Origin of the sequence: Thalassolituus hydrocarboniclasticus, from assembly GCF_025345565.1 — a bacterium.
Lineage (GTDB): Bacteria > Pseudomonadota > Gammaproteobacteria > Pseudomonadales > Oceanobacteraceae > Venatoribacter > Venatoribacter hydrocarboniclasticus.
Map to the genome: position 1 here is coordinate 1313262 of NZ_CP054475.1, position 25580 is coordinate 1338841.

Here is a 25580-nt window from a genome sequence, read left to right on the forward strand (position 1 = left end):
CGCATCACTTTCCGCTTATAAACCGGCTTTGGCCCGTTCAATCGCGGCATTGATCGCCGCTTTCGCTTGTGGGCTGTTTTTCCAGCAGGTGGTTCTCAGCATCTGAGCTACTCTCTCGGCGATATCTTCAGCGTTGTAAGCGGCCAGCTCAACCAGCGAACTGATACCAATTTCCTCAAAGCGTTTGATCACGGTTGGGCCGACGCCTTTTACTGCCAGCAGGGCTTCTTTTTCAGATTCAGAAAATTTCATAGATTGCTTTATTTTAAGGGGGGCATTCGGACTTGGTAGTTTTCTCGGTAAAAATCAAAGTCTTTCTTAGCTGAGTTATTTTTGGGATTGGACACCTCGTCGGTTTAAATTTGGTGTCCGTTAAAGCGGGGAAAGATCAAGGTCTTTCTTGGCTGAATATATTTTGGCATTGGACACCTCGTCAGTTTGACTTTGGTGTCCGTTAAAGCGGGGGAAGCTCAGGGCGAACACGCCTGCGCTTGTTAGGTGCTTTTTGTTTAATTAACGGATTTTGAATCATAGCACTTTGCCAAATTAAAGACTTGAACTGGAATAATGTTTTATGATTTTTAATCAGGGCCCAATGCAACAACATTTAACTACCTTTGTTTTATTAAAACCACTTGCACAAAGAACATGACCAATCTTCATTGCTCGCTTCAGCGAGCTGCTTTTAATCTTGGGTTTATCAGGTTTTCCTGAAATTGTATTTTCCATTCTTTGATTAAATACTAATTATCAAATCCCTTCTCTTTTTTCCTCTTTCCGCCTAACGCCTGCATTTGCGGTTTGGGTGAAATGGCGGCTGTTTTGCATTTTTTTGCAAAACAGGTGACAGTTTACCCAAATCCGGCAAGATGCACTTGTTAGGCATTTTTTCTTGATAGAAACAATGAAAAATCATCATTTACCTTTGACGCCATCAAAGTTAATTTACTTCCGCCATCAGAAACAAAACCTATGCATGTATTGCTGGTGTTTCCAGCCAATCCAAGCAGGGTATTTGGGCTATCTCCAATCAATTTTTTTGTATATTGGCCCGAGAATGAAGAGCCAGAAACGCTGCCAATCAACTTAACAGAATACTTGCTTACTCCAAGCGCTGAAGCTGGCTCTTCCCAAGACGCCTCTAACTTATGGTTACTTACTACAACTTTTGTCTGAGTTACGCCCTTAACAAACCATTCTCCCTCAAGCTCTTTAGGATTACCCAGATAATATTGCTCAATATAAGAACGAATTAGTTTCTGACGGCTGAGTGATTTTTTACTCAATTTTTCCCACTTTTCTCTCTGCTCTTCTTTCTTTTCATTAATGGCAGTGATTAATCTATATACATTTTTATGCGTATCATCTGACTCTAATGCCTTTTTGGCAATTTCTTCTGCCTCTTCGGTAAAACCTGCATCTAATAGCAAATACCCTTGATTGGCCATTGCTAAAGTATTTTCATAACTGGCAGCTTTCTTATAGTTATCAATAGCTTTAATTTTCAAGCCAGCTTCTTGAGCACGCACACCCAGATTGTTTAATGCTGTAGAATTTTCACTATCAATTCTAATTAGTCTTAGGTAGTTGCTTATTGATATATCATCGATATCTTCATTGCTTGCTGCATAAGCAGAATTAAATAACTCGTCTCGATTATTGGGATCAAATTCCAAAGATTTATCTTTGCAATAGATAGAAATGGTTTTGTTACCTAGAGATTCTTCAATTTTAGAAAGGGCTTCATAAATTTTTGCCTTTTGATTTTCCTCTTCAACCTTTAACAAACGACTAATTAATAACTCTCGTGCTTGAACTGGATCATTATCTTTATTCATTGCATGGGCTAAGTTTACTTTAGCTTCTGTAATCAAAGGCTCTGATTTAAATTCGTTTGCTGCTTTTTCCCAAATCTGGACTTCCTTATTGTATTGCATACTGTCACTTAAACAGAATGAAAGCCATGTTAAGCTATTTAGCTTTGATTCCTCGGTCTTTGCTGTACGCGCCAACTCTTCTAGCTCAAGAATTGCCGCGTTGTCCTTACCTTTCTCAAACTTAAAGAAAAGATAAATCGCCTTATTTTCCTCTAACTTAACTTCATCTTTTTCTTCCAATGCATACTTTTTAAAAACCTTTTCGGCTGCGTCTAAATCCCCATTTTCAAATGCAGTGTGCATCTCTGAAAACCAGCCTTCCTCCTTGGCCTTTTCTTCTTTTTCCGTCTCTTCATCATGGTCTATCGGCTTTTCATCAGCATTCGATAACTTAACTACTTTCTCGTCGCTTCCATTTATTGGCGCGACAGCGTTCATCCCAATCTCGGAATCGCCGTTCCTGAAAGAAAAAGAAGTTAGCCTAGAAATAAAATCAGAGATAGCATCTCTGCAAATTATTAATAGCACTAAAAACAAAAGGCTGACCATATTTTCAGATAAAAATCCAGTTATTATCTGCGTTATTTCTAGTGCGGTATTTGGTGTGTCAGACATGAATTATATTTATCACCTTGTAAGCCTAACAGTTTCTTAGTAGGCATGCTCATTAACACACCTAAGCCCTTATTCAGATTTCCAGCCTAACCTATTGTCCGGGCTGTAGAAATCATCGTTATTTTCTTTCTTGTCAGGATATAAACGTGCATGCGCGCTTTTACCCTGAGTCGCTCTTTACACTTTGCGCGTTATCACTTTTCGTAAAAGCCTAAATGATTGATTTTCTTCCATTCATTCTGGGCCGAAGGCGTCAATCCGCGCATGCGCGTTTTGCTGCCGGAGCGTAAACGCGCATCAGATTGTACAAAAAGTAAAATATACGGGTTGTTTGTACATGATCTTTCTCTGGTCATTTTCAGTGCTTTTCCGGCAGTGAAAATCGTTCTGGTCTGCTTGTATTCCAGACACGCTGCCGCCCGTCCTTATATACGCAGGGCAGGAATGGCGTGGTTTATCATTCGGGATTGAAGCGGGGAGGGCGTGTGTCCGGACGGTGTGTTCGTACGATATGGCGGCATCCCTGCTGTGGTTCGAGAGTACTGAAATTCGGGGTTGGGTTCAATAATTGATAAAACTGGTTACAAGTGGCAAATGACGACAGGTATTGCTTTGGCTCTTCTTGATAATGAAAGCTGTGATCTGGTGGGCAGTGCCCACCCTACATATCAATACGAACGTATGGCAGCTTCTGTCACGGATAAGATCCGCTCCCACAATACATTGCCTGCTTTGAAATGTGGCTTTGCATCATGGTTTGTGCGCCTGCGTTGGGCCAAAGGCGCTTATATCACTGTGCGAAGTTTCCTTTCAGAAAATACCCTGTCTGCCCTGAAAAGCCGCGTTGCGTCTGAATAAACGCGGCATTTGTGCGTTGCCAGCCAACCAGGCAGCCAATCCGGTGGAAAGCACGACCCGGCCCGGAGCTTCTTCTACTAAGGGTTTTAGGCTCTAAGCTCCGGGCGAATTGTTGTGCGGGCCGGATTGGCCACGCAGTTGGCTGAACAGCACCGCACAGCCGCAAGAGAGGATCGGAAGGAGATACTTCTCCTTGCATGGGGGCGCAGGGGGCGGAGCACCCGCAAAGGCCTAAACGAGATTAAAAAAACCACCCCGCGTAGCGGCTACTCAACCGGCCCCGAAAAGGCCTCAAAGAGACTAAAAAAACCAGCCCGCGCAGCGGCCAAAAACAAACCGGATATCGCGACTGAAAGTCGCTCCTGCTGAAAATAGCTCCTACTGCCGTTGACCCTGTAGTCGCCGTACTCTCCATCACAATAAACAGCCATAAAAAAACTCCGGGCAAAACCCGGAGTTTTTTATTATTGCCAGCAGCTGACTGAACCTGGTTTCAACACCACCTGATTTCAGTTAGAGCCGCCAGCAAAGGCGGCGGTCATTATTTCAGATCATAACGATCTGCATTCATGACCTTCACCCAGGCTTTAACAAAGTCTTTTACAAACTTCTCTTTGTTATCGTCCTGTGCGTACACCTCGGCGTAAGAACGCAGGATGGAGTTAGAACCAAACACCAGGTCGACACGGGTCGCGGTCCATTTTACATCGCCGCTTTTACGCTCAACGATGTTGTAGGAGTTTTTACCCGTCGGCTTCCAGCTGTAGGCCATGTCGGTGAGGTTCACAAAGAAGTCGTTGCTTAATACGCCTTCTTTATTGGTGAACACACCGTGTTTGCTGCCACCGTGGTTGGTACCGAGTACGCGCATACCGCCGACCAGTGCGGTCATTTCTACGGCGGTAAGTCCCATCAGTTGTGCGCGGTCGAGCATCAGTTCTTCCGGCATTACTGTGTAGTCTTTTTTCACCCAGTTGCGGAAGCCATCGTGGATCGGTTCCAGCGGTTCAAAGGATGCTGCGTCGGTCATCGCGTCGGTGGTATCACCACGGCCCGCTGCGAACGGCACAACGATATTCACGCCTCCGTCTTTGGCGGCTTTTTCAACCGCGGCGCTGCCGCCCAGTACAATCAGGTCGGCCATGCTGACGGGTTTGCTTAAACCGGCCTGAATGCTTTCCAGCACTTTGAGTACTTTCTGCAGGCGCGCAGGTTCGTTGCCTTCCCAGTCTTTTTGCGGCGCCAGGCGGATGCGGCCGCCGTTAGCCCCACCACGGTAATCGGAACCACGGAAGGTGCGGGCACTGTCCCAGGCGGTGGCAACCAGCTCGGATACGCTCAGACCAGAGGCCAGAATTCTGGCTTTAATGTCGGCTACTTCGGCGTCGCTCAGCGTGTAGTTCACCGCCGGTACCGGGTCTTGCCAGATCAGGTCTTCGGCCGGTACGTCGGCGCCGAGATAGCGGCTTTTCGGGCCTAAATCGCGGTGGGTCAGTTTGAACCAGGCGCGGGCAAAGACGTCTTCGAAGTAGGCCTGATCGTTACGGAAACGCTCGGCTATCTTGCGGTATTCCGGATCGACCTTCAGTGCCATATCGGCGTCAGTCATCATCGGCATGCAGCGGATAGACGGATCTTCCACATCCACTGGCATATCTTCTGCGGCAATGTTCACCGGCTGATACTGGTGCGCACCGGCCGGGCTTTTGGTCAGTTCCCAGTCGTATTTAAACAGCAGGTCGAAGTAGCCGTTATCCCACTGGGTGGGCTTGCTGGTCCAGGCACCTTCGATACCGCTGGTGACGGTGTCGCGGCCAATACCGCGGCCTTTGTGGTTGTTCCAGCCGAGGCCCTGTTCGTCAACGTCGGCGCCTTCCGGGGCAGGTCCAAGGTTGGCAGCATCGCCATTGCCGTGTGCTTTACCCACGGTGTGGCCACCGGCGGTTAAGGCAACGGTTTCTTCGTCGTTCATGGCCATACGCTCGAAGGTAACGCGCATATCCTGAGCGGTTTTCAGCGGGTCGGGGTTGCCGTCCACGCCTTCCGGATTCACGTAGATCAGGCCCATCATCACGGCGGCGAGTGGGTTCTCTAAATCACGCTGACCGCTGTACCTTGTTCCTTCGCTGCCGCTTGGCGCCAGCCATTCTTTTTCTGAACCCCAGTAGGTGTCTTTTTCCGGGTGCCAGATATCTTCACGGCCACCGGCAAAACCAAAGGTTTTAAAGCCCATGGATTCATAGGCCATATTGCCGGCAAGAATCATCAGGTCGGCCCAGGAAATTTTGTTGCCGTATTTTTTCTTGATCGGCCATAACAGACGACGGGCTTTGTCGAGGTTGCCGTTATCCGGCCAGCTGTTCAGCGGTGCAAAACGCTGGTTACCGGTGTTGGAACCACCACGGCCATCGGTTGTGCGGTAAGAACCGGCGCTGTGCCAGGCCATGCGGATCATCAGGCCGCCGTAATGGCCCCAGTCGGCTGGCCACCAGTCCTTGCTGTCGGTCATCAGGGCTTTCAGGTCGCTTTTCAGTGCTTCGAGATCGAGCTTTTTGAATTCTTCGGCGTAGTTGAAATCGTCGCCCAGAGGATTGGTCTTGCTGTCGTGCTGATGGAGGATGTCGAGATTCAGTGCGTTGGGCCACCAGGCCATATTGTCGTTGCCGGAGGTGGTGTTACCACCATGCATGACCGGGCAGGTGCCTGCTGGCTTTCCCTGATTGCTGTTACTCATAGGTATCTCCTTGATTGACCGGTTGTTCCATACGGAGGAAGCGGAAGCCGGTAGTGAGTGTGTCGTTGAATAGTGACAGTACAGATACAGACTAGGGGAGAAGCGCACGCTTGCCGAATTAGTTGTGGCAATACGTTTCTTAGCTAAAAGCTATCGAACTTTTTAAAATAAGGATGACTGACTATCGTTAAGCGGCAGCAGGTGAGGTGGGAGGCATGGTACTGCAGATTGGGCGCCGTGCTGGCACCTGCCCCGGATGGGGCAGGCCGATAACGCTCAGTCGAGCAGGAACTCCTGCCATTCGCTGAGCAGTTCTTTAAAGTCGTCGAGGCCACAGGCGGCAAAGGATTCGGCGTCGTAAAACTCCAGATCTTCGCCTTCCAGTTCTTCCAGCGAGTGATCCTGCAGCAGCACTAAAGCAATTACCTCGGCGTCGTCACGGGTCAGGCGCAGTAAGAAGTCGCGCCCCTGCCACTGAAATTCAGTCTGTTGGCCCTGTTCCAGACTGCTGACAGCCTGCAACAGACGGCTCAGCTGCTCGGTATCGGCACCCAGTTCGTCGGTGAGCCAGAGGCCAAAGGCTTCGTGGTCCATCGACAGGCGTGCGCAGGGCAGCTGGCGTTCATTGTAGAAAAAACGGTAATCCATAAAGGGTCTTCGTGTGGTCAGTCGTTGTCGTCACTCAGGTCGGCGCCAGCCAGCGGCCAGCCGCCCAGATCTTTGTAACGATTGATAATAAAGCAGAACAGTTCGGCGGTTTTGTAGGTGTCGTAAGCGGCACTATGCGCAGCACTGTTGTCAAAATCGATACCGGCCATTTTGCACGACTTGGCCAGCACGGTATGACCGAGGGCCAGCGCGGCAATGGAGGCGGTATCGAACGACGAAAACGGGTGGAACGGATCGCGCTTGATATCGTTGCGGGCAACCGCGGCACGCAGAAAACCATGATCGAAGTGGGCGTTATGGCCGACCAGCACGGCGCGGTTGCAGCCGTTGGCTTTGATCTCACGGCGTACGGTCTGGAACATGGCGGTCAGGGCGTCGATCTCAAATTCGGCATCGCGCTCGGGGTCGAACGGATCGATGCCGGTAAAATCGAGGGCTTCCTGCTGCAGGTTGGCGCCATCAAAGGGGTGAATATTGGCGCTCAGGGTTTCATTCGGATGCAGATAGCCATCCTCATCCATGCGCAGTGTGACCATGGCGATTTCCAGCAAGGCGTCGGTTTCGGCATCGAAGCCGCCGGTTTCAACATCGACAACCACGGGTAAAAATCCGCGGAAGCGCTGTGCCATCATGGTTTTTTCCTGTTTCTCTTCACTCACCCTCAGTACTCCAGTTTCCAGCGCAGGGTTTCGCCGGCACGCAGCGGCACAATAACATCTTTGCCAAACGGCAGTTCGGCCGGCGCCTGCCAGTCTTGTTTGATCAGGGTAATTTCGTCGCTGTTACGCGCCAGACCGTAGAAGTCCGGGCCGTAATGGCTGGCAAAGCCTTCCAGCTTATCCAGCGCGCCGAGGTCTTCGAAGATTTCGGCATACAGCTCAATGGCGGCGTAGGCGGTAAAACAGCCGGCACAACCACAGGCGTTTTCTTTGGCGCCTTTGGCGTGTGGCGCACTGTCGGTGCCGAGGAAGAATTTGCTGTTGCCGCTGGCGACCACATCCTGCAGCGCCTGCTGGTGGATATTGCGCTTCAGAATCGGCAGGCAGTAGAAGTGCGGCTTAATTCCGCCAACCAGCATGTGGTTACGGTTGTAGGCCAGATGCTGCACGGTGATGGTGGCGGCAACGTTTTCGCCCTGGCTTTGTACAAACTCGGCAGCGTCTTTGGTGGTGATGTGCTCGACCACTACTTTCAGGGTTGGATGACGGCTGACCAGCGGTGCCAGAATGGTGTCGAGGAATTCTTTTTCGCGGTCAAAGATGTCGATGTGGTTCTGGGTGACTTCACCATGCACCAGCAGCGGCATGCCGTTTTCGGCCAGTGCAGCGGCGATATCATCGAGCTTGCCTAGATCGGTAACACCGGAAGCGGAGTTAGTGGTCGCTCCGGCCGGATACAGCTTAACGGCTACAATGTTACCGGCTGCCTTGGCTTCAGCAATCATTTCCGGGGTGGTATTGTCGGTTAAGTACAGCACCATCAGCGGGTTGAAGTTCAGGCCCTGCGGCACGCGCGACAGAATACGGTCGCGGTATTCCAGCGCCTGTTCGGCATTCATTACCGGTGGCTGCAGGTTGGGCATGATGATGGCGCGGCCCATCACCCGGGCGGTGGCAGGCACTGTATGTTGCAGCACGGCGCCATCGCGTACGTGCAGGTGCCAGTCGTCGGGGCGGGTAATGGTCAAACGGTCAGTCATGCTCTTCAACCTTCAGCTAAAATTGATGGGGCATTGTACCGAAAGCGGCCTTTAACCGCTTAATTTTTCTCGGAATTGGCCGATAACTCACTAAAGCCCCGAATTTAACAGCCTCAACCGGATGTCTATGCACAAACTAATAGCCTTAAGCTGCATGTTGCTCAGCGCTTTCTGCCAGGCGGATGCGGCGCTGGACTACGGCGGTGACATTGAAACCACCGACTGGTCGGTCAGTGGTTCGGTATTTGAGTGCCGTTTTGAGCAGACGCTGGCCGGTTATGGCCGCGCGGTGTTCTATCACGAGGCCGGCGAAGACGTTACCTTTCAGCTCGAAACCCTGAAGAACCTGATGTCGTACAGTCAGGCACAGGTCAGTATTTTGCCGCCGCCCTGGCAGCCGGGGGCCAAAAGCGAAAATCTGGGTGTGGCGCGGATTGTAAAAGACACGCCGAACCTGAGCCTGGATGCTACCCGCACCAATCAGTTTTTACATGCATTGCTGGAAGGTAAATGGCCGGCCATCAGCCATAAAACCTATTACGACAAAAACCGCTTTGTAAAAGTGCATCTGTCGGCGGTGTCGTTCCCGCAGTTTTATCAGGATTATCTGGAGTGTGTGAAGCAGCTGTTACCGGTAAATTACCGGCAGGTGGCACGCTCGAAGGTGCTGTTTGCCAGTGGTGAAGATCAGATTGACGCCACCGATATCAAAGTGCTCGATCGCATTATTTTCTATATCAAAAACGATCCGCGCATTTTTGCGGTGTATCTGGATGGCCATTCCGACAACATTGGCCGCCGTTACGATAACCGCCAGACCTCGAAGGCACGGGTTGAAGATGTGGAGCGTTACTTTATCAAGCAGGGCATCGATCCTGAGATGGTGACCACCCGTTTTCATGGTGACCGTTATCCGGTTGCCAGCAATAAAACCGCCGCCGGACGCGCCGAAAACCGCCGTGTGACCATCCGCATCGAACAGCGGGAAGATATGCCGATACCGGATAATCTGCTGTTTAAGCCTAAAGTCCGCACCCAGACCACCGCCAGCGGCGACTGATACCCGCCGCGCTTTCTTTACTGCTCTTTTTTTGTCCTTTGGGTACGCCTGTTGGCTATCCCGTGCACAATCAGTACAATACCGCCCCTTTCATTATTGCTATCCGCCGGAGCGGGCTGTTTGCCCCCTGTGCGGCCAATCATCATCCTGGAGAATACCCATGTCAGACATCAAGAAAGTGGTGCTGGCCTATTCAGGTGGTCTGGATACGTCCGTGATCGCCAAATGGCTGCAAGAAGAATACAAATGTGAAGTCGTAACCTTTACTGCTGACCTGGGCCAGGGCGAAGAAGTTGAACCAGCGCGCGCTAAAGCAGAAGCACTGGGCATCAAAGAAATCTTTATCGATGACCTGCGTGAAGAGTTTGCCCGTGACTTCGTATTCCCGATGTTCCGCGCCAACACCATTTACGAAGGCGAATACCTGCTGGGCACCTCGATTGCCCGTCCGCTGATCGCCAAGCGTCTGATTGAAATTGCCAACGCTACCGGCGCTGATGCCATTGCTCACGGTGCGACCGGTAAAGGTAACGACCAGGTGCGTTTCGAACTGGGTGCCTACGCCCTGAAGCCAGGCGTAAAAGTAATTGCTCCATGGCGTGAATGGGATCTGACCTCCCGTGAAACCCTGATGGCGTACTGCGACAAGCACGACATTAAAGTTGAGAAAAAAGCCGGTAAGAAATCTCCGTATTCTATGGACGCGAACCTGCTGCACATCTCTTACGAAGGCGACATCCTGGAAGACCCATGGAATGAGCCGGAAGAAGATATGTGGCTGTGGTCTGTGTCTCCGGAAAATGCTCCGGACGAAGCGGCTTACATCACCATCAGCTTCAAAAACGGTGACCCGGTTGCCATCGATGGCGTGGAAAAATCTCCGGCCACCATTATGGAAGAGCTGAACAAGCTGGCCGGTGCTCACGGCGTGGGTCGTGTGGATATCGTAGAAAACCGTTACGTTGGCATGAAAGCCCGTGGCTGTTACGAAACTCCGGCCGGTACTGTACTGCTGAAAGCACACCGTGCGATCGAATCCATCACTCTGGATCGTGAAGCGGCGCACCTGAAAGACGAACTGATGCCACGTTACGCCAAGCTGATCTACAACGGTTACTGGTGGAGCCCGGAGCGCAAAATGCTGCAGGCGGCTATCGACGAAACCCAGAAAGTTGTTAACGGCGATGTGCGCGTAAAACTGTATAAAGGCAACGTGATTGTGGTTGGCCGTCGTTCAGAAGATACTCTGTTCGATGAGAAAATCGCCACTTTCGAAGACGATGCAGGTGCTTACGACCAGAAAGATGCGGCCGGCTTTATTAAGCTGAACGCTCTGCGTCTGCGCACTGCTGCGAAAAAAGGCCGCAGCTTCCTGGATTAATTCCGGCGCTGTTGTTTTTCGCACAAAAAGAACCCGCTACGGCGGGTTTTTTTATACCTGTTTCAGAACCGCCCGGCCTGTTGCTGGCGATTTTATGTGGTAATAAATCCCTTGTTTGCTGACGATCAGGCTGATAGGTTTGTTTTTAGCGTGGTGTCTTATTGATGATGGCGCTGCATGTCATGAAATGGCTGTTTGTTAAGGATAACAATGTCGGTATTTTTCAGCGGGATAGCACAGTTACGGCCGTCTTTTTTTCTGCCGGGTATTTATAATTTTCTGCAGCGGATATTTCTGGCGCTGATGCTGTTGTGGCTGAGTGGCTGCACCGCCAATGTGTATTTTCACCCGCCGGAAGACATCTACTTGGTGCAACCGGAGGTGAGGCTGAAACAGGATCGTCAGCCCTAATCACGGGATGGGCTGATACGACCCAGATAACGGGGATGATGAATCAGCCAGCCACCAATAAGACCAATCAGACTACCCAGTAAAATATCACTGAAGCGTGCCAGCATCAGCGTACTCAGTGGACTTTGCAATGCGGTAACTTCGGCAAAAAGCAGTGTTAGTGGTGTAATAAATAACATGGCAATGCCGTAATTACGCACTACCAGAACCTCAATCGCAAAACTCAGCAAACCAATAATCAGCACCAGCATCCAACTGTTGGGCTGCAGGGCAAAAATCAGCCAGGCGATACCTAATCCCAGTGCGGTGCCGACGACGCGGTGTATTTTCCGCTGCCATACCAAACGAAAGCTGGCACCCTGCATAATCGCGGCGCAGGAGATGGGCACCCAGTACGGATTATGTAATTGCAGTGCGCTGGCTAATAACGATGCCGCCGCGACAAAAACAGCAATAAGGCTGGCTTCGGCCAGTATCTGACGGGCCGGAGTTGTGTTGCGGGTTGGTGCTGTTGTTTCTGCTGGCAGCAGCAGGCTGTACAGCAGGGCCAGTATGCAGGCGCCTGCACTGCCAAGGCCAACGAACATCAGCCTTTGTGGAATCTGTTCCGGTTCATGGGGCAGGACGCTTGCCAGTGCGGCAACCAGAATAAAAAAGAAACTGCCCGGCGGTGGCATATTCAGGCGGCGTGTTACATAAGTACTGACGGTGGTGATGATCAACAGCATCAGGGCGGCGCTCAGGGGGCCTGCACTGCCGAGGCTGGCAAGCAGAAAACTGAGCTGGAAGCCAAGTGTGCAGGCCAGCAGAGTCAGTAAACGCCGGCGTAATCCGGCGGCGGGTAAGTACAGAATAACCAGCGCACCAACACAGCCGAGAATGCCGGATTTTATATCGCCATACAGTACACCGGCTAATGCCGGCAGTGCCGAACAGCACGCCACCAGTAAGGGTAAATGCCACGGCCGGGTGGTCGGATTAAGGTGCAGCAGGGCACGTATTTCCTGTTTTATGATGGGCCAGCGCGAGGAAGGCTGTGGCGAGGGCGGCATAGATTCAACCTGAGCATGCAAAGGTCTATGATACGGCGATGAGTTATTGGCTTACAGAGGTTTTATGTCGTCTTCAGTGGACAATCATGCCAGCGTTCCGAATGCTGAAAAGTCTTCAGGTGCTGGTGATGAACAGTGTTGTCCGTTATGCGGTGGACAAAACCAGTGTGCGGTTGCTGCAGGTACCGAGCCGTCGGCTTGCTGGTGTTTCAGCAGCGGGGTGAGTATCCGTGAATTGCTGCGTCAGCGGCCGGATCTGGAGGAGCATTACTCCAGACAAACATCCTGCATCTGTTCGGCCTGCGTTTCCCGGCTTATGTCGGAGCAGGCGTGTATACCATAAGGGCGGAACAGCTCCAGCAGTTTACCGTTGCTTTTTAACTCATCCATAAAGCGATTAATTTCCTGCGTGCCGGGATTAAAGCCGGGGCGGATTAAAGCGGAATGCTGATAACGCTGGTCGTAGCGTTCGGATATCAGGAATTCATCACGGGCCTGTGGATTTTCGTTAAAAAAACGATGCAGAAATGCTTTGCTCATCACGGCAATATCACCGTGGCGCTCTCGCAGTAATGACAGATTTTTTTCGTTGGTCCAGGACAGAATCATCTGAAAATTCTGCCGCAGAAACTGCTCGTCGGCATTAAAACCGGCGAAGCCGTAATGAAAACCAAGGATGCCAATCATGCGTTTGTTGCTGAGATCGTCAAAGTACTGCTGATCGCGGTTTTTCTCTGCCAGTGCAACATAGACTTCGCCATCGGTCTGATAGGGACGGGAAATTTCGACCGGAATCCCCTGCCAGCCCCAGGCCGGATTCTCAAAAAAGATAATGTCGTAATCGCCCATGACAAAGGCCTGATAACGGCGCTTGGGCGAAATGGGTACAGGCACAAACCTATACTGTTGCTGGTGCGCGTTCAGCAAATCAATCAGGCTGATGGCAATGCCATAGTATTCGCCTTCTTCGTTTTGTTCGACGTAAGGCGGATACGGGTAGATCCCCACTTTAACCTGAGCTTCCGGCTGTGCTGAGGCAAGCAGCTGCGGAGACAGTAAACACAGGGCCAGCCAAAGCATGATGCGGCGGCTGGCACTGATCTGTCGGAAGGGGGATGTTACTTTGTAAGATTGCTTAACCAAGTCCTTGGCCTCTTTTGTATAAGCATTGTATACAGAGTAGTCCTGTGTCCTGAGCTTGAAAAGATTTTACTCATCAGGCTCCGGAGCTGTTCACACTAATTTAACGGGCCCGGCTTGGGGGCGGCTCTGAGCGCTGTTATAGTCCGGCCTCATTGTTGCAACTTATTGCTCAGATTCCTTGTTCTGATGCCTACGCAGGATGCCTGGTATGACCGACTCATCTCCGCAGACGCTTTATCCACATGCCGATCAGGCGGCGGAATTACCGTCGACCCTCAGGTTGATTGACAGTTTGCGCCTTAATGCCCAGCTGGGTAAGAACAGCCACTTTTACGCCTCGCTGAAGCGCCGTAACCTGCACATTCTCTGTGGTGTCCCGGTGGTGATTATTAACCTGATTCTGGGGTCGGTATTTTTTGCTCTGTTGCAGGCGGAGTTACCGGACTGGGGCAAATGGCTCAGTGCTGGTCTGGCATTACTGGCAGCCGCTCTGGGTGGTGTGCAGACCTTTTTTGATTTTAAGAAAAACTGTGCCGGTCATCGCGAAGTTGGTAACGATTATCTGGAGCTGGCGCGTGAGTGTGAGCGCCTGCTGGCACTGTACGATGATGAGCTGATGAATCTGCAGCAGCTGGCGGTGGAGCTGCGCCGGCTGAATAAGGAATACGCCGAGATTAACGAACGGGCCGAGATGTTTATTGTGTCACCGCGTGAGTATGAATACGCCCGTCAGCGCTTACAGGCACGGACACAATAGCGCGGAGCCATCCCGGCAGCTGCTCTGCTGCCGGAGTCTGAAACTACATAATAATAAGGACGACAGCATGCCAACCGATTGGGCTTATCAGAGTGCCACCCGCTTACTGGCGGCAATGGCCGCCGGACAGTTAAGCAGCCGCGACTTGCTCGAATATTACCGCCAGCGGATTGAACGCCATAACCCGCAGCTTAATGCGGTGGTGGCTACCGCGTTTGATGCCGCGTTCCGCCGCGCCGATGAGGCCGACAATGCGCGCCGTGAAGGTGTGTCCTGGGGACCGCTGCACGGTCTGCCGATCACCATTAAAGATACCTTCGAAGTGCAGGGGATGCCCTGTGTGGCCGGCGCACCGGCACTGGCTGGACACCGGCCGGGCAGTAATGCCTTTGCGGTGCAGCGCCTGCTGGATGCCGGCGCCATTATTTTCGGTAAAACCAATGTGCCGCTCTATGCCGGCGATATTCAGAGCTACAACAAGGTGTACGGCTCGACCAATAATCCCTGGGATAAAAGCCGCACGCCGGGTGGCTCGTCCGGCGGTGCCGCCGCAGCACTGGCCGCGGGCTTTACCGCACTGGAGCTGGGCTCGGATATCGGTGGCTCGATCCGTACACCGGCACACTTCTGTGGTGTGTTCGGTCATAAAGTGACCTACGGCATTGTCTCCAGTCGTGGCCATATTCCGGGGCCGCCGGGCATGCTGAGTGAACCGGATCTGGCGGTTCCCGGTCCGCTGGCGCGCAGTGCCGAAGATCTGGATCTGGCACTGCAGGTGGTGGCCGCCCCCGGCCCTCTGATGTCGGAGCACTGGTCACTCACATTGCCGGCACCACGGGCAACGCAACTGCAGGATTGTCGCGTGTTGCTGTGGCTGGATGATCCGCTCTGTCCGCTGGATGAAACCCTGAAGCCGGTGTATGACGGCCTGTATCAGCAGCTGCAGCAAGCGGGCGCGAAAGTGACGTACGGCGCTCCTGAAGGAATCTCACTGAGCCGCTTCTTTCCGGTGTATATGAGCCTGCTGGGCTCGGTGCTGGGCTCCGGCATGAAGCCCGGCCAGCGGCGCATGATGCGCCTGATGGGCGGCATGGCCAAACGTTTTGGCCGCTGGCTGAAAAGCGGCGCTTATGGTGATGAGTTTTTGCTGGGTATGGGCCAGAGCCATGCCGACTGGGTAAGACGCAGTGAAGAGCGTCATCGCCTGACCGACTCTTTCAGCAAGCTGTTTGACGACTACGATGTGGTGCTGACGCCGGTGGCGATGACGGCGGCTTTCCGCCATTTACAGGATGTCCCGATTCAGGTGCGCAAACTGGATGTGAATGGTGAACGGCGTAACTACTCCGATATGTTTATGTGGATTGCACCGGCCACCCTGATGGGGCTGCCCGCGACCAGCGCTCCGATCGGTCAGACCGCCGCTGGTCTGCCGGTTGGTATTCAGATTCTGGGGCGCCGCTACGATGACCGTACGACCATTGAGTTTGCGCGGCTGCTGGAACAGGCCGGTATGAAGTTCCGTGCACCGCCGGGGCTGAGCTGAATGCCGACAGGAGAGGACGGTGGCCTGCTGACGACGCTCTTTGCCGGTTTGTCCGGGACTGCGCTGCTGATATTGCTGTTATGCAGCTTTCTCGGCTCATTGCTGACGGCGGCACTGGGTGTTGGTGGCGGAGCATTTCTGATTACGGTAATGGCCGGTATTGTGCCACCGCTGGCACTGATTCCGCTGCATGGCATGGTGCAGCTGGGTTCTAACGGTTCCCGCGCCTGGCTGGCGCGGCGGCATACGCAATGGCCTAAGGTCGGTTGGTTTTCAGCCGGTGCTTTACTGGCCGTGGTGTTATCTGTACTGGCTCTGCACTGGCTGAGCGGACGCATGGACCCTGGTGTTATCCCGCTGTTTATCGCTCTGTTTATTCTCTGGCTGAGCTGGGGAAAAGTGCCGCCGGTTGGGCTGGGGGAGCATCCTCTGGGGCTGTTTACAGGAGGCTGGCTGACGACGCTGGCGACCATGCTGGTCGGTGCTACAGGGCCTTTGGTGTCGGCCTGGCTGGGGCGCAGCGCTGCTGACCGCTGGCAGTACACGGCCAATTTTTCCACCTGCATGAGCGTGCAGCATTTATTAAAAATCGTGGTCTTTGGCTTTGCCGGATTCGCCTTCAGCCAGTGGCTGCCATTACTGCTGCTGATGGTGCTGGCCGGTTATCTGGGTACCCGTGCCGGTCTGAAACTGATGGGCAGGATTCCGGAAGCGCTGTTCCGCACCTTGTTCCGTTGGCTGCTGACGCTGTTGGCGTTAAGGCTGATCTGGCAATTCCTGAGTGCCGGCTGGTAATTTCACCTTTCGGGGTGAAGATCCTGACAGGCAGTCCTGATTAACTTCCGCGGATACACGGAACTATCAGGATGACTTATGTTAACGAATAAACTCCCTCTTGCTGTTTTACTCGCCGGCGTCTCAACGGTTGCACTGACCGGTTGCGGTGGTGGCAGCTCCTCAGGCGGTAATGGTTCGTCACAGAACACCACGTATACCGATACGGGCTGGTCTGTCGGCAGTGACGAACTGGTGGGGCTGACCTATCCGCAAGGTGCAGAGGATGGCCCGCTGGTGGCGCTGAAGCGTTCCACGGCAAGTGATAACCGTGTGACTCATACTCTGATGCTGGCAGATAGCACCACGAAAGAATTCACGCCGGTTGATGGTCTGACCCTGGCCAGCAATTATTACCGTGATGTGCTGGCGCTGCCGGTATCCGGTACTGTTGACGGCACCGACGTCAGCACCGTACTGGTCGCGACCTGTGGCTACGCAGAAGCTTCACTGCTGGAGGGTGGTACAGCGCCTGGTAGCGGTGCATCAGCAATGGCGGTAGCTCCGGCTGCTGCACCGGCTACGCTGGAAATCTATCTGCCAGGCCTGAATGTGACCCACAGTGCAGATTTTGATGATGTGGGTGAAGTACTCATCGATTGCCATTCTATGGGTGGGCTGCAGGTGTTTGATACTGCGTCAAAAGGTGGCTCTTCTTACAACGTTACTTTCTATGTGTCCGGCCAGAAAGCCGATGGTGGTTTCGGACTGTTTGAAGTTACTGTGGATTATGACTATACGCAGAATGCGATCACAAACGCAGAAATCTATGAGGCATCCTCCCTGGGCTTTTTCTTCTCGGCTGTCGAAGCTGATCCTGAGGATGACTATTTTGTAGCCCTCAGTGCCGAGGGTGATACGTACCTGTTGGATGATCTTGTAACACGAACCCCTGTCTTATCAGCAGATGGTAATCCATTTACCGCAGATACCAGTGAAGGTGCGATTATTCTGGATCTTGCATTCAGCGGCGATAATTTACTGGCCGTTTCAGCGGATTCGGGTCTGCTTGGTGCGGATTTCACTGGCGAAGCTTATACGCTGCTGAGCGGCGGTGATTTCACCCGCTGTGTTGATCAGCTGGCCGTAAATGGAACGACCTTGTGGTGTCACGATTCGACGGATGAAGGTAAGCTGATAGAATTCACAGCACCAGATGTACCGCAGTCGCAAGCACCAGTAGTCGTTGCCGTCAGTCAGCGCTTTGTAAGTAAAGCGAGCAAAGAAGAAGCTGAGCAGATCAAGGCAGAACTGGAAGGCGCAGGTGCGGAAGTTGAAGTTAAATAATTAACTCTTTGTCCCAGGTTTAAAAGCCCGGTTATACCGGGCTTTTAAGTTTGTATAGTGCCGTACAGGCAAGTGATACCGGCCCCTTTTCACAGGGAGCTGTCATACAGAGCACTATCGCACAGAGCACTATCGCACAGAGCACTATCGCACAGAGCACTATCTGTGCAGAGCCTCAGGATATTTCCGCAAATTGTTTGCCCGTATATAACGCGATATAACCGGACAGAATGATTGAACGAGTGGCAGGGGAAGGGCACAGATTCATGCTGAGCACATTGTACAAAAAGTATCTTTCAACCTTCCGGGATCACCCGCTGGCGACTGCAATTCAGTGGGAACGACACAATCTGTTCATGAGTGAAGTCGGTTCAAGGATGGTTACTTCGGTGATCGGTGCTGGCCTCGTCGGGTTGATGTTCTATTCATCAGCCCCCTTCACGGCGTTAGCAATATGGTTCGTTGCCATTGCTTTTGTCGCACTCAATTCCTGGCTGATTATCCGCCATCATTACCGTCATCCGGTACAGAATCAGTCGCAGGAAAACATTGGTTATGTCCGCCGCTGGCACTGGCTGAATCTGTATCTGGCGGTGATCTGGGGGATTTTATGGGGGCTGACCCCCTTTCTGTTTTTTCCGGAGGCATCGCAGGTTCAGATATTATCAGTGCTGATGTTGGTGGTTGTACTGGTCTCGACGCCTTCGGTCACCATGGGCTGTTATCCGGATATTTATATTACGTTTCTGACACCGGTATTCTTCAGTTTTGGCTGGCATTTACTGGACGTCGATTTTGGCGGTGAATGGCTGCCGGTAATTATCGCGCCTTTTACCTGGATATCGCTGGTGGTGTTCAGTGTGATGATTCACCGCACCCATATGGAGGCCATTATTCTGCGCCTCGAACACCGCGACTCCGAAAAACTGGCGCAGCGGCGTAATCAGGCAAAAACACGCTTTATTGCGGTGGCCAGTCATGATCTGCGCCAGCCGGTACAGGCTGCAAGGTTGTATGCTGAGGCAATGCAGGGAAATGAGCAGCTGCGCAACGATGATACGATCAATAAATTAACCGCCAGCCTGCATTCTGCCAGCCAGATGCTGGACAGACTTCTGGATATTTCCCGCATTGATGCCGGTGTGGTTAAGGTCGAGAAAAAGCGCCAGCGGCTGGATGATACCCTGAATCGTATAGCGGCAATCCATGCGATCCATGCGCAGGAAAAGTCACTACGTTTTTCTCTGGAAAGTCAGCCGCTGTGGACGGATATGGATGGTGGTATTGTCAGTGAAATTCTCGATAATTTGCTGGCTAATGCCATCCGTTATACTGAAAAAGGCAGTGTTACATTACGCGCCCGTAATCAGCAGGGAATGATTACTGTTGATATTGAAGATAGCGGTATCGGTATGTCTGAAGCTGAACTGCAGGATGCCTTTGAGGAGTTTGTGCAGCTGGGGGATAACAAAGAGGCAAGCCGTCAGGGCATGGGACTCGGCTTGCCTATTGTGAAGCGTCTGTGTCAGCTGCATGGTATTCAGCTGGCCGTGATTTCACGGCCGGGCAAAGGCACGACGGTGACATTAAGCTGGCCGGCGGCAGAAAAACCTGAAATAGCAGCCGTGCCGGTTTCTTCGTCCTCCAACCGGGCTGGGTTGCGGGTATTACTGGTCGAAGACGAAGAGCAGGTGGCGGATGCAATATCTGCTGTTCTGGTGGGCGCAGGTCATGACGTGGCGGTTTGTCACAGTCTGCAGCAGGCGCTGCAGCAACTGAAAAATGCATGGCAGCCGGATATTCTGATCAGCGATGATCGCCTGCCTGATGGTAAAAATGCGCTGGATATTATTCATGCTGTGCAGCAGGTGTATCCACAGTTGCCGGCCTTTGTTATTACCGGCAATACTTCACCGGAACGTCTGAAAATACTGCAGGACAGCCGGTTAAACGTCTTATTTAAACCCATGTCGGGGGAAAAGCTTCTGGCGGCTGTTTATGAGTTGTCAGAGGGAGTCGAGTAAACCCAGTTCGCGGGCTTTATTCAGGCATTCGATGCGGCTGTTCACATCCAGCGTGTTGTACATAAGACGGATGTGCGTCTTGATGGTGTTGGTACTGAGAAATAATGTATCGGCAATGTCTGCATTGGCCATACCTGATTGCATCAGGGTGAGAATAACCCGCTGACGATTGGACAGCACGGCCTGCTCAGATTCCTGCCGGTAGCTGTCGGCATTAGCAGGGTAAGGATTACCCTCAAGAATATTAGTAATTGCTTCCCTGATTTCGCCGCTACCCTGAGCTTTGCTCAGAAAACCATTGGCACCGGCAGACATTACCCGTTGTTTATTGCTTTCTGTCAGATTACCGGAACAAACCAGCACCGGCAGTTGTTTACCACTCTGGGCAAGAATATCGAGCAGCATAAGACCGTTAATGCTGTTCATTTCCAGGTCGAGAATAATCAGGTCGGGAGAGCTGGTGCAGAGTGCTTTCAGCGCGTCATCTGCTGAGGTAAATACCTCGCTGCGGCTGTGCGGAATGCATTCGGCGATGACCGTTTTCATGGCTTCAGCAAACATCTTGTGGTCATCGATAAGATAAATAAGCATAAAAATCCGTAGTCCGCATCAGCCAGAAAGACTATCGGCCTGTGGTTGGTGAGTCAATTTTTTGTCCGGATATTTCACTGCTCTGGAGCACTGCTTTCCTGCAAAAATCTGCACTTAGTCAGTGTATTTATGCTGTCTTACCAGAGATCACCGAAGCGTTCGCGGTGGCTTAAATATAAGCGCAGATCAAACTCCAGCTGGTGGTAATCCGGTTCCATATAACAGCACAGTTTGTAGAAGGCCTTGTTGTGTTCTTTCTCTCGCAGGTGCGCCAGTTCGTGAACCAGAATCATGCGTAAGAAAGCTTCCGGCACCTGACGGAACAGGGTCGACACACGGATTTCGTGCTTGGCTTTCAGCTTGCTGCCCTGCACCCGCGAGACAAAGGTGTGCAGTCCGAGAGCGTGATTAATGACGTGAATTTTATCGTCATAAATTACTTTGCTCAGCGGTGGAGAACTGCGCAGGTGGTCGTTTTTTAACGCCATGGTGTAATCGTACAGCGCACGTTCGTTATTCAGGCTGTGACTGTGCGGATATTTTTTCTGCAGCAACGGACCGAGTTTACCGGCCTCCAGTAACTCGGCGGCCTGGCGTTGCAGATCGGGGCTGTAGCCGTTGAGATAGTTTATCTGGCGTTGTTTCATTGGTTTGGCTTACGCATGGTTAACGATGTTTCAGGGGGTCAGTGCATGGTTACGGCACAGTTCAATCCAGGCCTGAATACCGGCGCTGCGGTATTTCTGGCGGTGCACAATCATATACAACTGGCGGCTGAAGTCGCGTTGCGGGACGGTTAAATGCACCAGGCTGCCACGGCGGAAAGCATCGGTGAGAGTAATCTGCGACAAACAGCCGATGCCGAGCCGCGCTTCCACTGCGCGTTTAATGGCTTCGGTGTGCTGTAACTCAAGGGTGATGTTGAGGTCGGGCAACAGGCCGTGCAGGGCGCGGTCAAAGGCCTGACGGGTGCCGGAGCCGCTTTCGCGCAGAATCCAGCGGGCGGCGAGTAAGTCGCTGTCGTCGATATGGCCCTGCTGTTGTTGCTTGCGCGCCAGCTCATCGTCGGGGTGGCAGAACACCGCCAGTTCGTCGTTGTGCCAGGGAATCATTTCCAGTTCCGGATGATTCAGCTCGCCTTCAATCAGGCCGATGTCCAGCTCGTAGTTCAGCACTTTGTCGGCAATCTGGCGGGTGTTGGCCACATCCAGCCGCACCGGGGCATCCGGGTGTTCGGCCATATATTTCGCCATTAACCCCACCGCCAGATAATTACCGATGGACAGGGTTGCGCCAACATTTAATGGTCCGGCTTCGGCATGACGCAGCAGAATCTGTTCGAAATCCTGCGCCTGAGCCAGCAGCGCTTCGGCGCGTGGGCGCACCAGCCGGCCCTGTTCGTTCAGCTGCAGGCGTTTGCCGACACGGTCAAACAGCTGCACGGCAAACTGATGCTCAAAGTCTTTTAACGCGCTGCTGGCAGCACTCTGCGACATGGCCAGTTCATCGGCGGCGCGGGTCAGGTTCTGGTGGTGGGCAATGGCGATGAAGACTTGCAGCTGACGCAGGGTGTAACGCATGGCGGCCTCGGTGATGCCGGCGCCGGCATCGGGTTGTTATTCGGTAAAACCGAATAAAGTTATTCAGATAACTTGATTTGCCGATAGTCTGCCGTGGGTTACTCTGCCTGACAAGTTAAATTGGCCGCCAGGAACCAGCCATTATGAGCAATCTGATCCGCGAAACTGTTACCAGTGTGCATCACTGGAATGAAACCCTGTTCAGCTTTACCACCACCCGTAATCAGGGGCTGCGTTTCAAGAATGGTCATTTCACGATGATTGGTCTGGAAGTGGAAGATAAACCACTGCTGCGTGCTTACAGCATTGCCAGTGCCAACTATGAAGAAGAGATGGAGTTTTTCTCGATCAAAGTGCAGGACGGCCCGCTGACCTCTCACCTGCAAAAGCTGCAGGTTGGCGATGAAATTCTGGTGGGTACCAAACCGGTGGGCACACTGATTACCGATAACCTGCTGCCAGGCAAAAACCTCTATCTGCTGAGTACCGGCACAGGGTTAGCGCCTTTTATGAGCATCATCAAAGATCTGGATGTGTACGAGCAGTACGACAAAGTGATTCTGACCCACGGCGTGCGTTGGGTATCCGAGCTGGCGTATCAGCAGCGTATTGAGCACGAACTGCCGAACAACGAATATTTTGGCGATGTGGTGCGCGAAAAACTGATTTATTACCCAACGGTTACCCGCGAGCCGTTCCGTAATAACGGTCGCCTGACCGATGCGCTGACCAGTGGCAAGCTGACCCGTGATATCGGTCTGGCCGATCTGAATCCGGAAACCGACCGTTTTATGCTGTGCGGCAGCCCGGCGATGCTGGATGACCTGACCAGAATTCTCGATGACATGGGCTTTGAAGAAGCGCGTGGCGGTAAGCCGGGGCATTATGTGATCGAGCGCGCCTTCGTCGAAAAGTAAGGCGCTGTTGCCAATAAATTCGCCGTTATAGCGGCAAGCGGGTAAGCCCGCCCGTTCTCTGTTCTGCCGGAATCTTGGCCCGTCAGAACAGAGAACGGGTGGGCTTTTTTATTAGGGCCTGTCGACACTCATTAAACAGGCCTGTTATTGACTAAAAATTTTTCAAACAAGGCGCTGAGAGTGTGGGATGTTCAGCACATCCCTGTGCTTCACCCCTTCGGGGTTAGCACGCCAATTTGTTCCAGACAGATTGGTAACGGCTTAAGCGAGCGAACAGCAACGCAGGATGAGGGATTTTTAGCCATAACCCTTCGGGCTGAGGCCGGTTTTCCCCATTAACATCGTCGTTCGTCATTCATTTAGCCCGCTAATATCACTCCTCTCTCCTTGTTCTGAGAAAAACCGGCTCTCAGCAGGACCTATTCAATGAGTGTCGACAGGCCCTAGTGTTATTCCTCTGCGTGCTCAAAACTGAGCAGCAACTGACGCAGCAGATTGTTCAGTTGCTGTTGTTGTTCAGGCTCTAATGCTTTGAGCAGACATGCCTGCAACTGCACATGGCGGGTAACGGCGTTACTGATCAGCTCGTGTCCGCTGCTGCTCAGTTGCACTAATAAACTGCGGCGGTCATCGGGGTCAGGCAGTCGTTCAATCAGTCCGCGCTCTTCCAGCCGGTTCAGTCGATTGGTCATGGCACCGGAGGTCAGCATGGCGGATTTAAACAAAACCGTGGGGGTTAAGCGGTAGGGCGGGCCGCTGCGCAGCAGGGTGGCCAGCACATCAAACTCGCCACCGGCCAGTCCGAATTCCTTATGCAGCTCGTTGATTTCCTGACGTATATGGTTTGCCAGACGGGATATCCGGCCAATGGCTTCCATCGGCCATATGTCCAGATCCGGGCGCTCCTGCTGCCACTGGGCGGCAATAAAATCCACGTGGTCCTGAGCCATAAGGTGTCGCTTTCTCTGTGTAAACGGGATCTGTTCAGTGTGCCCGGGAAATATCTTTACGTAAAGATATTTGACCGGTGCCGTCATTAAATATATCTTTACTTAAAATATCTTGATGTAAAGATAACTGATGGGCAGAAATGACAGCGAGCAGAATGACAGTGAACAGTAAAGATACCCCCGTTGGTTTGCCGCTATGGCTGATGGCCGTGGCAGCCCCTTTGTTGTGGGGAACAACCTACGCAGTGACGCAGGCTTTTCTCGCCGGAGCTGATCCATTCTGGCTGGCGACGCTGCGCATTGTGGTGCCCGGCGTGATGATGGTATGGCTGGTGCCGCTGGCGGTGTGGCGCCGGCATTGGCTGAACATCGTGGTGCTCAGTGCGCTGAATATCGGCATCTTCACGGTATTGCTGTTTGGCGCTATTCAGCGCTTACCTGGCGGCATGGCGGCGACCCTGACGGCCAGTATGCCGCTGCAGTTACTGCTGTTGCGCGCGTTGCAGGGCAGGCTGCCGGCCCCTTTGCAGTTGCTGGCTGCGGTGGGCGGGATGGCAGGGGTTGGGCTTTTGGTCTGGCAGGCTCCGGCTGAACCTGACTGGACGGGAGTCGCGCTGGCTCTGGCAGCGGCGTTCTGCATGGCGCTGGGCGTGTTGCTGATGCCGGTTCTGGGGCGCGGTATCAAACCGCTGGTATTGGCCAGTGCGCAGTTGTTCAGTGCCGGTGTTGTGTTATTGCTGCTGATGCTGCTCTGGGGCAGGCCATTTCCTGAACTGGATACTCAGGGCGTGTTGGCGCTGGTCTGGCTCGGACCGGTTGGTATGGGGCTGGGTTATTACCTGTGGTTCCGCGCTATTACCCTGATTGCCGTTGATAAGCTGGCCTTTATGGGACTGATTAATCCGGTGGTGGCGGTACTGGCCGGTGTTCTGGTGATGGGCGAACTGATGAATACCAGTCAGGCTTTTGCCATCGCGTTGGTGCTGTTCTGTGTGTTGCTGGCTCAGCATCCGGCGGCACAGCGGCATTTGTCTGCAGCCAGGGCCAGTTAAAACTGGCACTGAAGCTGCAGTGTCTCCGGTTAGCTCAATAAATCGTCGGATTTCCGGCGTTATTTGAATGGTTGTGTGACAGGAGAATGACAATGCCCGGACAAGGTACCGTAGAAGATGTATTGCGCAGTCTGAACTTTGCTCAGGAGGTCGGTAAGCAGATACGCGATGCCGGTTATGTGCTGGATAAAACAGAGCTGAAGCGCTTGCTGGCTGAACTTACCTCGGCGGTGGCCTCCAGCAAAATGGAGCTGGCTTTGCTGCAGGGGGTGTGTGAAGCCCGTGATGAAGAGCTGATCCGCTTACATGAAGCACTGGTGTACAAAGGCAATCTGCGCCGCCGTGGTGATGGCTACTACAAAACGCTGGATGGGCGCCCTTATGGTCAGCCTTACTGTTCCTACTGCTGGGAAAGCAAACAGCAACTGCTGCATCTGCACAGCCGGATTCTGAGTAAAGATATCCGTATTTGTCCGGGCTGCAAGAATGAGTATCAGGCCATCCGCACACCGTACCTTGAAGCGGACGGCATGACGGTTTAAG

Annotated in this window: 24 protein-coding genes; 12 read left to right on the forward strand and 12 right to left on the reverse strand. The window is 52.6% G+C overall.

Annotated elements, in window-relative coordinates:
* Positions 1–15 precede the first annotated feature (15 nt).
* Positions 16–252: a helix-hairpin-helix domain-containing protein gene (locus HUF19_RS05825; RefSeq protein ID WP_260998902.1), complete on the reverse strand. Its 237-nt coding sequence runs from the start codon at positions 250–252 to the stop codon at positions 16–18.
* Between the two features lie 626 nt (positions 253–878).
* A complete protein-coding gene (locus tag HUF19_RS05830) occupies positions 879–2492 on the reverse strand; it encodes a tetratricopeptide repeat protein (RefSeq protein WP_260998903.1) in 1614 nt (537 codons plus the stop codon).
* A gap of 555 nt (positions 2493–3047) precedes the next feature.
* Here HUF19_RS05830 and HUF19_RS05835 point away from each other — a divergent pair.
* Positions 3048–3350, forward strand: coding sequence for a hypothetical protein (locus tag HUF19_RS05835; protein WP_260998904.1), 303 nt, complete (start codon positions 3048–3050; stop codon positions 3348–3350).
* Positions 3351–3891: 541 nt separating this feature from the next.
* On the opposite strand, the gene katG is transcribed toward HUF19_RS05835, so the two are convergent.
* The 4 genes from katG to pyrC all read right to left on the reverse strand — a co-directional run bounded on the left by katG (position 3892) and on the right by pyrC (position 8452).
* Entirely contained in the window at positions 3892–6084 is a 2193-nt protein-coding gene (gene katG, locus HUF19_RS05840) for a catalase/peroxidase HPI (protein ID WP_260998905.1), read from the reverse strand.
* A 276-nt stretch (positions 6085–6360) separates the two neighbouring features.
* On the reverse strand, positions 6361–6732 hold the full coding sequence (locus HUF19_RS05845) for a YacL family protein (protein ID WP_260998906.1): 372 nt from the start codon (positions 6730–6732) through the stop codon (positions 6361–6363).
* A 17-nt stretch (positions 6733–6749) separates the two neighbouring features.
* Positions 6750–7382, reverse strand: a complete 633-nt coding sequence (gene rnt, locus HUF19_RS05850; protein WP_222428575.1) for a ribonuclease T — start codon at positions 7380–7382, stop codon at positions 6750–6752.
* Between the two features lie 32 nt (positions 7383–7414).
* Complete coding sequence (gene pyrC / locus HUF19_RS05855) at positions 7415–8452, reverse strand: dihydroorotase (protein WP_260998907.1); 1038 nt, start codon at positions 8450–8452, stop codon at positions 7415–7417.
* A 127-nt stretch (positions 8453–8579) separates the two neighbouring features.
* On the opposite strand from pyrC, the gene HUF19_RS05860 reads away from it, so the two are divergent.
* Positions 8580–9512 (forward strand): flagellar protein MotY, encoded by a 933-nt coding sequence (locus HUF19_RS05860; RefSeq protein WP_260998908.1) that lies wholly within the window; start codon positions 8580–8582, stop codon positions 9510–9512.
* A 160-nt stretch (positions 9513–9672) separates the two neighbouring features.
* On the forward strand, positions 9673–10893 hold the full coding sequence (locus HUF19_RS05865; RefSeq protein ID WP_260998909.1) for an argininosuccinate synthase: 1221 nt from the start codon (positions 9673–9675) through the stop codon (positions 10891–10893).
* A 407-nt stretch (positions 10894–11300) separates the two neighbouring features.
* On the opposite strand, the gene HUF19_RS05870 is transcribed toward HUF19_RS05865, so the two are convergent.
* Positions 11301–12356, reverse strand: a complete 1056-nt coding sequence (locus HUF19_RS05870; protein WP_260998910.1) for an FUSC family protein — start codon at positions 12354–12356, stop codon at positions 11301–11303.
* A gap of 64 nt (positions 12357–12420) precedes the next feature.
* Between HUF19_RS05870 and HUF19_RS18410 the strand changes: the two genes are divergently transcribed.
* Positions 12421–12699, forward strand: coding sequence for a cysteine-rich CWC family protein (locus HUF19_RS18410; RefSeq protein WP_366516542.1), 279 nt, complete (start codon positions 12421–12423; stop codon positions 12697–12699).
* On the opposite strand, the gene HUF19_RS05875 is transcribed toward HUF19_RS18410, so the two are convergent.
* The gene (locus tag HUF19_RS05875) at positions 12624–13499 is read right to left on the reverse strand and encodes a substrate-binding periplasmic protein (protein ID WP_260998911.1); all 876 of its coding nucleotides are present in this window, start codon (positions 13497–13499) and stop codon (positions 12624–12626) included. The two genes, HUF19_RS18410 and HUF19_RS05875, sit on opposite strands and share 76 nt — an antisense overlap.
* A 208-nt stretch (positions 13500–13707) precedes the next feature.
* Here HUF19_RS05875 and HUF19_RS05880 point away from each other — a divergent pair, with 208 nt between their 5' ends.
* From HUF19_RS05880 to HUF19_RS05900, 5 genes are all read left to right on the forward strand, one after another.
* Positions 13708–14256, forward strand: a complete 549-nt coding sequence (locus HUF19_RS05880; RefSeq protein WP_260998912.1) for an SLATT domain-containing protein — start codon at positions 13708–13710, stop codon at positions 14254–14256.
* Between the two features lie 67 nt (positions 14257–14323).
* Positions 14324–15802, forward strand: coding sequence for an amidase (locus HUF19_RS05885; protein ID WP_260998913.1), 1479 nt, complete (start codon positions 14324–14326; stop codon positions 15800–15802).
* A complete protein-coding gene (locus tag HUF19_RS05890; protein ID WP_260998914.1) occupies positions 15803–16597 on the forward strand; it encodes a sulfite exporter TauE/SafE family protein in 795 nt (264 codons plus the stop codon).
* Positions 16598–16675: 78 nt separating this feature from the next.
* Complete coding sequence (locus HUF19_RS05895; protein WP_260998915.1) at positions 16676–17923, forward strand: ribosomal protein L7/L12; 1248 nt, start codon at positions 16676–16678, stop codon at positions 17921–17923.
* Positions 17924–18189: 266 nt separating this feature from the next.
* Complete coding sequence (locus HUF19_RS05900; protein WP_260998916.1) at positions 18190–19947, forward strand: hybrid sensor histidine kinase/response regulator; 1758 nt, start codon at positions 18190–18192, stop codon at positions 19945–19947.
* Here the strand turns inward: HUF19_RS05900 and HUF19_RS05905 are convergent.
* From HUF19_RS05905 to HUF19_RS05915, 3 genes are all read right to left on the reverse strand, one after another.
* A complete protein-coding gene (locus tag HUF19_RS05905; RefSeq protein WP_260998917.1) occupies positions 19930–20538 on the reverse strand; it encodes a response regulator in 609 nt (202 codons plus the stop codon). The genes HUF19_RS05900 and HUF19_RS05905 overlap by 18 nt on opposite strands.
* 137 nt (positions 20539–20675) lie before the next feature.
* Positions 20676–21185 carry a YgjP-like metallopeptidase domain-containing protein gene (locus HUF19_RS05910; RefSeq protein ID WP_145469336.1) on the reverse strand — a complete coding sequence of 170 codons (510 nt, stop codon included), beginning with the start codon at positions 21183–21185 and terminating at the stop codon, positions 20676–20678.
* 30 nt (positions 21186–21215) lie between these two features.
* Positions 21216–22118 (reverse strand): LysR family transcriptional regulator, encoded by a 903-nt coding sequence (locus HUF19_RS05915; RefSeq protein WP_260998918.1) that lies wholly within the window; start codon positions 22116–22118, stop codon positions 21216–21218.
* Between the two features lie 143 nt (positions 22119–22261).
* Here HUF19_RS05915 and HUF19_RS05920 point away from each other — a divergent pair, with 143 nt between their 5' ends.
* Entirely contained in the window at positions 22262–23035 is a 774-nt protein-coding gene (locus tag HUF19_RS05920; RefSeq protein ID WP_145469338.1) for a ferredoxin--NADP reductase, read from the forward strand.
* Positions 23036–23484: 449 nt separating this feature from the next.
* Here HUF19_RS05920 and HUF19_RS05925 read toward each other — a convergent pair whose 3' ends face one another.
* On the reverse strand, positions 23485–23985 hold the full coding sequence (locus HUF19_RS05925; protein WP_260998919.1) for a MarR family winged helix-turn-helix transcriptional regulator: 501 nt from the start codon (positions 23983–23985) through the stop codon (positions 23485–23487).
* A 161-nt stretch (positions 23986–24146) separates the two neighbouring features.
* Here HUF19_RS05925 and HUF19_RS05930 point away from each other — a divergent pair, with 161 nt between their 5' ends.
* On the forward strand, positions 24147–25037 hold the full coding sequence (locus HUF19_RS05930; protein WP_260998920.1) for a DMT family transporter: 891 nt from the start codon (positions 24147–24149) through the stop codon (positions 25035–25037).
* A gap of 92 nt (positions 25038–25129) precedes the next feature.
* Complete coding sequence (locus tag HUF19_RS05935) at positions 25130–25579, forward strand: hypothetical protein (RefSeq protein WP_260998921.1); 450 nt, start codon at positions 25130–25132, stop codon at positions 25577–25579.
* The last annotated feature ends 1 nt before the right edge of the window (position 25580 follow it).

Coding starts and splice junctions, on each gene's coding strand:
- HUF19_RS05825 (WP_260998902.1), bottom strand. CDS start 252: ATGAAATTTTCTGAATCTGAAAAAGAAGCCCTGCTGGCAGTAAAAGGC.
- HUF19_RS05830 (WP_260998903.1), bottom strand. CDS start 2,492: ATGTCTGACACACCAAATACCGCACTAGAAATAACGCAGATAATAACT.
- katG (WP_260998905.1), bottom strand. CDS start 6,084: ATGAGTAACAGCAATCAGGGAAAGCCAGCAGGCACCTGCCCGGTCATG.
- HUF19_RS05845 (WP_260998906.1), bottom strand. CDS start 6,732: ATGGATTACCGTTTTTTCTACAATGAACGCCAGCTGCCCTGCGCACGC.
- rnt (WP_222428575.1), bottom strand. CDS start 7,382: ATGGCACAGCGCTTCCGCGGATTTTTACCCGTGGTTGTCGATGTTGAA.
- pyrC (WP_260998907.1), bottom strand. CDS start 8,452: ATGACTGACCGTTTGACCATTACCCGCCCCGACGACTGGCACCTGCAC.
- HUF19_RS05860 (WP_260998908.1), top strand. CDS start 8,580: ATGCACAAACTAATAGCCTTAAGCTGCATGTTGCTCAGCGCTTTCTGC.
- HUF19_RS05865 (WP_260998909.1), top strand. CDS start 9,673: ATGTCAGACATCAAGAAAGTGGTGCTGGCCTATTCAGGTGGTCTGGAT.
- HUF19_RS05870 (WP_260998910.1), bottom strand. CDS start 12,356: ATGCCGCCCTCGCCACAGCCTTCCTCGCGCTGGCCCATCATAAAACAG.
- HUF19_RS18410 (WP_366516542.1), top strand. CDS start 12,421: ATGTCGTCTTCAGTGGACAATCATGCCAGCGTTCCGAATGCTGAAAAG.
- HUF19_RS05880 (WP_260998912.1), top strand. CDS start 13,708: ATGACCGACTCATCTCCGCAGACGCTTTATCCACATGCCGATCAGGCG.
- HUF19_RS05885 (WP_260998913.1), top strand. CDS start 14,324: ATGCCAACCGATTGGGCTTATCAGAGTGCCACCCGCTTACTGGCGGCA.
- HUF19_RS05890 (WP_260998914.1), top strand. CDS start 15,803: ATGCCGACAGGAGAGGACGGTGGCCTGCTGACGACGCTCTTTGCCGGT.
- HUF19_RS05895 (WP_260998915.1), top strand. CDS start 16,676: ATGTTAACGAATAAACTCCCTCTTGCTGTTTTACTCGCCGGCGTCTCA.
- HUF19_RS05900 (WP_260998916.1), top strand. CDS start 18,190: ATGCTGAGCACATTGTACAAAAAGTATCTTTCAACCTTCCGGGATCAC.
- HUF19_RS05905 (WP_260998917.1), bottom strand. CDS start 20,538: ATGCTTATTTATCTTATCGATGACCACAAGATGTTTGCTGAAGCCATG.
- HUF19_RS05910 (WP_145469336.1), bottom strand. CDS start 21,185: ATGAAACAACGCCAGATAAACTATCTCAACGGCTACAGCCCCGATCTG.
- HUF19_RS05915 (WP_260998918.1), bottom strand. CDS start 22,118: ATGCGTTACACCCTGCGTCAGCTGCAAGTCTTCATCGCCATTGCCCAC.
- HUF19_RS05920 (WP_145469338.1), top strand. CDS start 22,262: ATGAGCAATCTGATCCGCGAAACTGTTACCAGTGTGCATCACTGGAAT.
- HUF19_RS05925 (WP_260998919.1), bottom strand. CDS start 23,985: ATGGCTCAGGACCACGTGGATTTTATTGCCGCCCAGTGGCAGCAGGAG.
- HUF19_RS05935 (WP_260998921.1), top strand. CDS start 25,130: ATGCCCGGACAAGGTACCGTAGAAGATGTATTGCGCAGTCTGAACTTT.